The sequence below is a fragment of the Cellulophaga baltica genome, assembly GCF_900102165.1.
Lineage (GTDB): Bacteria > Bacteroidota > Bacteroidia > Flavobacteriales > Flavobacteriaceae > Cellulophaga > Cellulophaga baltica.
Map to the genome: position 1 here is coordinate 1 of NZ_FNBD01000027.1, position 10493 is coordinate 10493.

Consider the following 10493-nt stretch of genomic DNA (forward strand, 5'->3'; position numbering starts at 1 on the left):
CATTCGGATGATGGTTATCTATTTATAAAGGATAGTAAAGGTAAAAAAGATAGAAAAACTATTCTTCCTGAACAGCTAGTACTACTATTAAGAATTTATTATAAAGCATATAAACCATCGTACTGGCTATTTGAGGGTCAAACAGGTTGCAAATACAGTACAAGTAGTATACGATCTATATTCAGAAAAGCAGTAAAAGATACAAATTCTAACCCGTGGGCAACAGTACATACGTTGCGCCACTCATTTGCAACACATTGCATAGAAAACAATATAAACATTCGCCATCTACAGAATATGTTAGGGCATGGTTCGCCAAAAACAACTGAAATTTATACCAAACAATTGAAATCAATAATAAGACTATCATAAGCCCTTTGGATTCTTTATTAAAAAATAATACATTGCATGGATAAACGATATAACTACAATAAGAGTACAATTTATTGTAGTTATACAAGTGTTGCCACCAATTTAAAAATGAATAAATCGACAATATATTTTGGTATAATCATACTACTTTCTATTAGTATTTATTTTTTGTATAATTCAAACTTTCAAAAGACAACCAACGATTTTAATTTTGGCGCCTTTTCAATAAATATTCCAAAAAACTGGAAAAAAATTGAATATAACGGAATTGACAGCTATGTCGGCGGAATTACTAATGGAAATGACTCATTGACTTTTGATTATGGTTGGTATTCTTATGATTTTAGTTACGAAGATGGTGAAAAACAGCTTTTCGCAACCGACACAATAAATGGAAAAATTGCATTGCTAACCAAACCAAAAGAAAATGGAAATGGAACAATTGGAATTTATATTGAAAAAGCATATAAAGAAAACCGATTTAATTTGATTGGAAAAAACATAGCGGACGAGGACTTGATTTTGGACATTTTTAAATCAATAAAATTTAAGGATAGTGACACAACGTTAAATTCTAAAAGTATCGGGTTTTCTAATAAAATAACACCTTATTCTGGTCGGAGTTTATTTTATGTAAACTGTGCTGCTTGTCATCATAAAAACAAAAATATGACCGGACCAGCTTTTGGTGGAATAAAAGAATTGGAATTTAAAAAATGGATTCTTGATTCAACAGATTTAAACGAAATAGACAAAACTGAATTTGGTATTAGCTATCATAGAAAAGCTTTCGGGAAATTATTGACCGAAAATGAAATAGAAAAACTAATAGAATACAGTAAATCGGAATAAAAAACTGGTGGCAACACCGTATAAAATTAATTGCTAGTTCAAGCTTGCTTACGAAAATCCTCGCGGATTTTCTATTTAGTCTGTATTTGCTAAATTAGGTGCTCAAAACACGCAACTAATCTTATACATAAACGTTGCCACACATTTGAAATTAAGAACATTGAGAAAAATTCACTTACTGACTTTACTGTCAATTATTTTATTTAACTGCCAAAACAAAACGGAATTGAGAAGTGATTTACAGCCAATTTATTCTGATTCCAAAAACGCATTACAAGGAAACAATCTGTATGGAAAAGTTAAAAAAATTGAATATTACAAAACAACTTTTCAGAACACGGAAAATGAAGATAAACCTGTACTTAACAAAATAGAAGAATACACCGATTTTGGAGAATTGAAAAAAGTAGAGTATTTCGATAATTATGGCAAAATTTTACAAACCAATGAAATCGATTATAACAAAAATCAAGAGTTTATAAAGAGTGTTTCAATTAGCAAATCAAACAATTCCAAAATTATCCAAATTGCTGAATATGACTCTATCAAAAACACGAGTGAAATAACTGTATTTGTCAATGATACAATTGACCATAAAATGACTTCCTACTTTGACAGAAATGATTATCCAATTAAACGAGTTTCTATCAAAGGAAATGATACTACAGAAGTTCATTACGAATATGATTTTGACGATAATGATAAAATAAAACTCGCAACACAAAAAGAAAAAGGGAATGTAAAATCAATGACAACCAATCTGTACAAATATGACAACAACAATCTTATTGAATCGTCATACAAAACTGAATGGATGGAAATGATAAGCGAAACGGAATGGAAAGAAGGACGAATCTCTAAACAAACCTCTTATACCATATCAGCGGATTTGAAAAAGCATACGGACAACATAACTGAATTTGACATTTTATATAATCCTATCAATTCAAAAGAATTTGAGGATTCAAAATTAAATCGAGAATTGAAATTTGACTATGAATTTGACGAAAATGGGAATTGGATTAAGAAAAATGTATCTATGAAAGAGCATTTTAATAATGCAAAGGAATTCGTTCCAATTTATGTTGATACGAGAAAAATAAGTTATTGGAAATAAAAAACGTGTGGCAACAACGTGTATAGTCAATTGCTAGTTTGTGTGTACTCGGAAAATCCTGCGGATTTTCCTCTGGTTCGGTTTCTTTTACTAATTTAGTTGCTAGCCAACGCAACTAACCATACACGAACACGTTGTACACAATATACCAATCACATTCTGAATATCTAAAAACCTACTGAAAATGCGCTTATTTGGAATAATCCTCGCTTAAAAAGTTTTCAGAAAATTTAGTACCAAAATCCCGCAAGAGCAAAAAATTACTCTGCGAGATAATTTCTTTGCACTTGCTACTCTTCGTCTTCGAAACAAAAAAAAACATCCTACTAATAACAGAAAATCAGACTCTTAAAAATTCTTATTTAGATTTATTATAAATAATTTGGTTATATCAAAAGACAAATATATTTTTGTCAAAAATTTAATATTTATATTAAGTCTAAATAAAAACCAATGAAAAACCTATTACCAATCTTAACCTTATTTCTTCTAACAAATTTAGCTTTAGCACAAAATGGCACAGTATCAGGAACTGTAAAAGATAACAATCAAGCACCTCTTTTCGGTGTGAATGTTTCTTTAAAAAACACAACTAAAGGCACACAAACAAACGAAAATGGAGAATTTGAAATCTCAAATTTGGAAAATGGCGATTACACGCTTTTAATTTCTTATCTAGGTTTCAAAACAAGAGAAATTCAACTTTCAGTTTCAAATAATCAAAACAAAAATTTAGAAACATTTACACTTTACGAGGGAAATGAAATTTTGAGCGAGGTTATTGTAGAGGGAGAACGTCGTAACAAATTTTCAAGAAAAAAAACTGCTTATGTTTCAAAACTTCCATTGAAAGACATCGAAAACACACAAGTTTATAGTACAGTTACTAACGAAATTCTAAAATCACAAATTATTACAAATTTTGACGATGCGTTAAAAAACGCAACAGGTGTTGAACAACTTTGGACTTCGACTGGTCGCGGTGGCGATGGTGCTGGATATTTTTCGCTTCGTGGGTTTTCCGTTCAACCACAATTGGTAAATGGACTTCCAGGTCTGACAAATGGAACAATAAATCCTGCTAACATTGAACGTATTGAAGTACTAAAAGGTCCTTCTGCAACTTTGTTCGGAAATGCAGTAAGCTCTTATGGTGGACTTATAAATGTTGTTACCAAAAAACCGTATGTGGGAACTGGCGGAGAATTATCTTTCACTTCTGGAACTTATGGACTTAATCAAATTGTCGGAGATTTCAATACTGCTTTGAGTAAAGAAGATAATTTATATTTCAGATTAAATACCGCTTACACAACAGAGCAAAGTTTTCAAGATGCTGGTTTTAGAAAATCATTTTTTATCGCACCATCATTATCGTACAAAGTAAACAACAGACTTTCTTTCTCGTTTTACGGAGAAATCACCCAAGCGGAACAAACAAATCCAACTTTCTTATTCCTAAATAGAAGTGCACCAACGGTTGCATCAAATCTTGATGAACTTAACTACAATAACAAGTTGTCGTTTACGAGCAACGACTTAACGTTACAAAATCCAACACAGAATTACAGAATTGAAATGGATTACAAGTTATCGGATACGTGGCAATCGCAAACGTTACTTTCTAAAAGTTCAACTTCTACAAAAGGATATTATTCATACTTATTTGATTTCGGCATTTTAGAAGGCAATACGTATTCTCGCTTTATCAACAAACAGAATGCAAATACTCAAACAACGGACATTCAACAAAACTTTATCGGAGATTTCAAAATTGCTTCACTACGAAATAGAATGGTCGTAGGTGTCGATTATTTCAATGAAACACAAACAAACAACAGCACAGGATATGCGTTTTACGGTAATGTGACGCCAGATGGTGGTTCTAATGGAGATAATCCTTTTACACCAGATGTAGAAGAAGATTTATTTCCGCTTTCAACTTCAGGTGTTGATGCTGTTTTAGCTTCACAAGGTGTTGGTAACGTAAAATCTAAATACCATATTTATAGTTTGTACGCGTCTGACGTCATCAATTTCACGGATAACCTTTCAGCAATGATAGGCTTACGATTAGACCATTTTGATAATGAAGGCGATTTAGCAAATCTTGAAGATGATTATGACCAAACTACGTTATCACCAAAATTCGGAATCGTTTATCAACCCATAAAAGACAAACTATCTGTTTTTGGAAACCTCCAAAATGGCTTTACCAATGTAGCACCTCAATTAGTTGGTAATCCTGAAGATGGACCACAAACTTTACAAACTTTTGACCCAGAACAAGCAAACCAATTAGAATTTGGTATTAAAACAAATCTTTTCAATAATCGATTAAACGCTACAATAAGTTATTACGACATCAAAGTAAAAGACCGTGTTATTACTGACCCTTCATCAATTTTCAACAAAATTCAAGGTGGCGAAGTGGTAAGCAAAGGGTTTGAAATTGAAATAAATGCCAACCCTATAAAAGGCTTAAACATAAGAGCTGGTTATAGCAATAACGATAGCGAAACTACGGAATCCGATAATACTGAAATTCTGAACAGAAGACCGCTTGAGGCTGGACCAGAAACGCTTTACAATTTTTGGGCAAATTATGAATTTCAAGATGGAACTTTAGACGGTTTTGGAATTGGTTTAGGGTTTAATGGAGCAAGTGAACGTTTTGCGATAAACTACGAATCGACTGGCGACTTTATTCTGCCGAGTTATACGATTGCAAACGCTACCATTTTTTACCAAGCTGATAAATACAGAATTGGTTTAAAGCTGAACAATGCTTTTAACAAGGAATATTACAAAGGTTGGACTACCATAAATCCACAAACGCCAAGAGCATTATTGGCAAACATTTCATATCAATTTTAATTAGTCAAGTGAGAAAGAGCGAGTATCTTAAAAGAACTTGCTCTTTTTTAAATTTAAAATAATGACAGCTAAAAAATTCATATTTCAATTACATAAGTATTTAGGTTTAACAACAGGCTTAGTTGTTTTTATTGTGTCTATAACTGGTTGTTGTTGGGCGTTTAGAGATGAAATTGAAAGTCTTTATGATGACTATAAAAAAGTCACACCACAAGACCAATCAATGTTAACACCAACAAAAGCAAAGGAATTAGCAAAAGAAATATTTCCAAACAACACAGTTCACGGAACTCTATTTAAAAAAGAAGATGATGCAATTGAAGTCATATTCTATGATGCCGAGCCAGAATTTTATCAAAGTGTTTTCTTAAATCCATATTCAGGCGAAGTAATTCACGTAGATAATCATCTGTCAGGATTTTTTGCATTTATTCTAAAAGGTCATATGCGACTTTGGTTACCCAAAACTATTGGCGAACAGGTTGTTGGAGTTTTTATTTTAATTTTCATAGTAATCATCATTTCAGGTTTTATTATTTGGCTACCCAAAAAGCGTAAAAATTTAAAACAACGTTTAAAATTTGACTGGAAAAAAACAACACGTTGGAAACGTAAAAACTTTGATTTGCATACTGTGGTTGGCTTTTACATTTGTTCTCTTGCATTAATTTTAGCTTTTACAGGCTCAATGATGTCTTATAATTGGCTTAAATATGTGGTTTACAAATCTACAGGTGGCGAAAAAGAGGCACGTTTTATTATTCCTGAAAACCAAAGCGAAATCGGAGAAAGAGATAGTGAAATTCCAATGGACTATTTAATTACAAAACTTATAAAAGAAAACCCAAATGCAGAAAGTTTTGAATTACATTATCCCAAAACAGCGGACGAAAGTATTTACGTAGAAGTTTCAAACAGCAAAGGAATTTATTACGATTCCGATTTTAGGTTTTTTGACCAAAACACGCTGGAGGAAATAGAAACACCAAGCATTTACGGAAAATACGAAAATGCAAAAGTAGCGGACAAAATTCAGCGAATGAATTACGACATACACATTGGAGCAATTGGCGGAATTGCGGGAAAAATTATTGCGTTTTTGGTTAGTTTGCTAACGGCAAGTTTGCCAGTAACCGGTGTATTATTGTGGTACGGACGGAATTACAAAAAGAAAAAAGTTTTAGAAAGCATTAAAGTTTAGTGCACAACTTACCATTCCACACACTTTTACGCCAACGCTACATCCAAGCAAAAAAGAGTGTTCCATTACATCGTAAAAGAAACATTTGAGAAGAAAACTTTTGAGTAAGTTAATTGCATATTTACTATGGCTTATACCATCTGAAATTGGGACAAATGATAAACAGAAAGTAAATACTTAAACGGAATATATAGTGCTTTAATCAAAGGTCTGGAAAATAAATACTGTGTACAACAATGTATATAAAACATAGCTATTAAAGGCTTTTCGAAAGGTTTTTACTTGTCTTCAAAGAACGACAAATTTTTAATTTTGTATATTTAGAAAATTAAATTTAAATATAAAAATTAAAAATTCGGCTCGTGTATAATCCGAAAAGTTAGCGTCTATTTACACGCTACGTTTCATATACGGAGACGTTGTGTGTAATTTGAGAAACGCATTTTGAACATCAATTAAAATGAAATTAGAAATACCAAATACATTTCCTGATGGAATGAATGATGAAGAGATTCAAAGCGTAATCTCTAAATGCGCTAAAAAAGTAACCTACGTTACTAAACCAGATGTAAACGTAAGTTTGGGAGCGAGTTATTATATCTCTATGATTCAATTAGGTCAATCGGAGCTAAATAATAGAATACAATCTGGTCTTTTAGATTTGATTAAAAATGAAAACCAAGAAAATAAAAAATCAACATTTATCAATAGGGTTCTGACTGGACTAACAATTGCTTTAGCTCTTATCACTCTCTACATAGGAAATAAATCATTAGGATTTGCAGAGTCTGACCAAAATTCAGATGAAATATGGCAAACAGAACAAATAGAATTATTAAAAAAACAGAATCAAGAACTTGAACAATTAAATAAGAAATTAACTGAACGAGTAAAAACAGATTCTATAAATTAAAAATATGTATAAATCAAAAGTTTGGATTCATAAAAGTGTAGAGGAATTATCCAATAATAGTGGTCACTTTTGGATTAATTATACTTTTTTAAACGAACCAAAAGCCGGCGATATTATAAAAGTTACTGATGAAATGGCTGAAGACATTGCGAATGAGGAACTTTGGAAAAGAGAATATGGTCCAGGAAATTATATAGTACAAACCGCTGCGAATATGTTTGACCCAAAAATTCACGATGGATTTTCGTTTTGTGTTATGACTTTAAAAGTAGAGTAAATACTAATAAAAACTACACACAACATCGGCTATAGTTCACTGCTTGGCAGTTTTTCCTTCGGAAAAACTACGCAACCGTGAATGGTTGTTGTTTATTTATTAATTTTATTGCTTAACCAACGCAGCAAACCATAGCCGAGGAACGTTGGGCGTCATACAAAAAAACATCAACACTGTCCAAAAAACCATCAACCATTATTATTGATAAATAACTGTTAAAGTATATTTTTAACATTAAATTCGTCCGCTAAATTATAAACGACAATTTATCAATTAAAATATGGATGATTACAGATCAATAGAAGTTGAAATAGCAAAAAGACATAACGCAAGTGCAAAAGGAACAAGGAAATCATTAGGGGATTTTTTACTCAATGATGATATTAAAAAACCAGTTAACGTTAAAAGTAATAATCTGGCTAAAAACAACTATTCACCAAATATCATTTCTGCAAAAAGACTTATTAAGTGGATGCAACAAGATGGAAATGAGTTATATTTTATTTTTGTAGATTATAATAAAAACCCAAATGGCTTACAAATTGTAAAAGATTCTGGACTAATAGCAATTGAACATATCAGTTGGGATTGTCTTACTATTGAGGCGCAAGGTTGGGGAGTTATACAGATGCCGCGACCCTTGAAAGTTGATTTGAACCAAGATAAAAAAGCTTTTTTTAAAGGAATGAGAGCAGCTTACGAAAAATATATGGCCAAAGAAACAAGAAAAATGGAATTGATTAGAGAAATGATTAAAGACTTTTAGATGTTAAAATTGATAATAATTAGTATATTAGAATATGATTTATGATGATATAAATATAAGCAGTTTAGCATTAGAGTTCTTTAAAGAAAACGTAGAAAATTTATCAAATTATAATACTTCAAACGAATTATTACGTAAGATTTGTGGAATAAATAATTTTTTCACTTCTCAAAACGAAGCAACAGAATTGTTAGAAAAAATTACTGAAGAAAATTCTATTGTTTCAGAACCTTTCAGAAGGGAATACGGAGATTTTCAAACTAACGAAAATTTAGCTTTACAAGTAGCCGAATATACATTTTTGAAACGCAACGATTTTGAATTTGTTTTAGAGCCAACTTGTGGAAAAGGAAACTTTATTCTTGCCTCAATTAAACAATCGAATTCGCTAAAAAAAATTGTAGGTGTAGAAATTTATCAACCTTATGTTTGGGAAACTAAATTTAAAATTCTCGATTACTATCTACTAAATTTAAATGCTAACAAACCTGAAATTGATATAATTCACGGAAATGTATTTGAGTTTGATTATAATCAATTGGCAGAATCTACATCTAATTTAAAAACATTAGTTATTGGCAACCCACCTTGGGTGACAAATTCTGAACTTGGTTCAATAGATTCAAAAAATCTTCCTCAAAAATCAAATTTTAAGAACCATAGTGGATTTGAGGCTATTACCGGAAAAGGTAATTTTGATATTGGAGAATATATTTCATTAATAATGCTAAAGTGTTTTGAAAATCATATTGGAACTTTTGCTTTTTTAATAAAAAATTCAGTTGTAAAAAACCTAATTCAAGACCAAAAAAGAAATAATTTTAAGATTAGACATTCGGAAAAATTAAATATTGACTCTAAAAAAGAATTTAACGTTTCTGTAAATGCCTGTTTATTTTTAACCAACCTCAATAATGAACCAGATTATACTTGTGAAGAGTTTGACTTTTATAGTCGAGAATACTTAACAACTTTTGGTTGGTATAGAGATAAGTTTGTTTACTCTGTAAAAGACTACGACATATCAAGTATTGTAGATGGAAAATCTATTTTCACTTGGCGTTCAGGAGTAAAACACGACTGCTCAAAAGTTATGGAGTTTGAGCGTATGAATGGTCATTTTATAAACGGATTAGGGGAAGAATTTAATCTTGAAAAAAAATTGGTGTTTGGTTTGCTAAAGAGTTCAGATTTAAAAACTGATAAAACTAACGATTATAGAAAACTAACAATTATCACTCAAAAAAAAATAGGGCAGGAAACAAATTATATTAAAGATAGTTTACCTCTAACTTATAAATATTTGAGTTCACAAAAAGATTTTTTTGATAAACGTAAATCTTCTATCTACAAGGGCAAACCAGATTTTTCGATTTTTGGCATTGGCGATTATTCATTTGCAAAATATAAAATTGCTATTTCGGGACTTTATAAATCAACACATTTCACTTTAGTCTGTCCTGAAGATTCTAAACCAATTATGCTGGATGACACTTGCTATTTTATTGGATTTAAGAATATTAAAATGGCAGAGATTGCTCATTTTTTAGTTAACTCTGATTTAGTTCAAAAATTCCTTAAATCAATCATATTTTCAGATTCAAAAAGGTCAATTAACAAAGATACTTTAATGCGTATTGACTTTGAAAAAGCGTATGAAAATTTTGAGTTTGAGAATGCTAAAGATAGAATTTCCGACTTGAAAATTGAACATTGGGAAGAGTTTGGAGATATGATTAAAGTAAGTGTAAGTGACCAAATGTCAATCTTCTAAAAAAAAGTACGAACGCCCAATCGAGTAGACGGCTCCGCCCCTAATTAGGAACGGAGTGCGCCTCTCACACCACCGTACATACGGGTCTCGTATACGGCGGTTCAATAATTATACATCTCGTTTGTAGTACTCTATTAAACTAACATACCCTCTCATTCGCAACCTTTTAATGGTAATTGTAGTCCCTAAAATAGGGCTTTGAGCTACTGCCCATCCTCCCATTCTTGTGCGACTCCAAGCATAGGCGGTGTTTTGGTTTACACCTAAACGGATTAGGTTTTTCCGCTTCCGTTCTGGTTTCTTCCAATGGTGCCATATACAGTACCGCAATCGGTTTCTTAGCC

Annotated in this window: 9 protein-coding genes and 1 pseudogene; 9 read left to right on the forward strand and 1 reads right to left on the reverse strand. The window is 31.5% G+C overall.

Annotation, left to right across the window (positions count from 1 at the left end; translation table 11 throughout):
- The 9 genes from BLQ19_RS20345 to BLQ19_RS20385 form a co-directional block, all read left to right on the forward strand.
- On the forward strand, positions 1-372 hold a 372-nt coding region (locus tag BLQ19_RS20345; protein WP_254788484.1), incomplete at its 5' end, for a tyrosine-type recombinase/integrase.
- Between the two features lie 36 nt (positions 373-408).
- Positions 409-1224, forward strand: a complete 816-nt coding sequence (locus BLQ19_RS20350; protein ID WP_074539585.1) for a cytochrome c family protein — start codon at positions 409-411, stop codon at positions 1222-1224.
- 226 nt (positions 1225-1450) lie between these two features.
- Complete coding sequence (locus BLQ19_RS20355; RefSeq protein ID WP_139150304.1) at positions 1451-2341, forward strand: hypothetical protein; 891 nt, start codon at positions 1451-1453, stop codon at positions 2339-2341.
- 453 nt (positions 2342-2794) lie between these two features.
- Positions 2795-5218 (forward strand): TonB-dependent receptor, encoded by a 2424-nt coding sequence (locus tag BLQ19_RS20360; RefSeq protein WP_074539587.1) that lies wholly within the window; start codon positions 2795-2797, stop codon positions 5216-5218.
- A 61-nt stretch (positions 5219-5279) separates the two neighbouring features.
- Positions 5280-6419, forward strand: a complete 1140-nt coding sequence (locus tag BLQ19_RS20365; RefSeq protein ID WP_074539588.1) for a PepSY-associated TM helix domain-containing protein — start codon at positions 5280-5282, stop codon at positions 6417-6419.
- Between the two features lie 460 nt (positions 6420-6879).
- Positions 6880-7332 carry a hypothetical protein gene (locus BLQ19_RS20370; RefSeq protein WP_074539589.1) on the forward strand — a complete coding sequence of 151 codons (453 nt, stop codon included), beginning with the start codon at positions 6880-6882 and terminating at the stop codon, positions 7330-7332.
- Positions 7333-7336: 4 nt separating this feature from the next.
- Complete coding sequence (locus tag BLQ19_RS20375) at positions 7337-7609, forward strand: hypothetical protein (protein WP_074539590.1); 273 nt, start codon at positions 7337-7339, stop codon at positions 7607-7609.
- Between the two features lie 280 nt (positions 7610-7889).
- Positions 7890-8375 (forward strand): hypothetical protein, encoded by a 486-nt coding sequence (locus tag BLQ19_RS20380; protein ID WP_074539591.1) that lies wholly within the window; start codon positions 7890-7892, stop codon positions 8373-8375.
- Between the two features lie 34 nt (positions 8376-8409).
- Complete coding sequence (locus BLQ19_RS20385) at positions 8410-10149, forward strand: hypothetical protein (protein WP_074539592.1); 1740 nt, start codon at positions 8410-8412, stop codon at positions 10147-10149.
- Positions 10150-10257: 108 nt separating this feature from the next.
- On the opposite strand, the pseudogene BLQ19_RS20390 reads toward BLQ19_RS20385, so the two are convergent.
- Positions 10258-10493 (reverse strand): annotated as a pseudogene (locus BLQ19_RS20390) (group II intron reverse transcriptase/maturase); the annotation flags it as partial.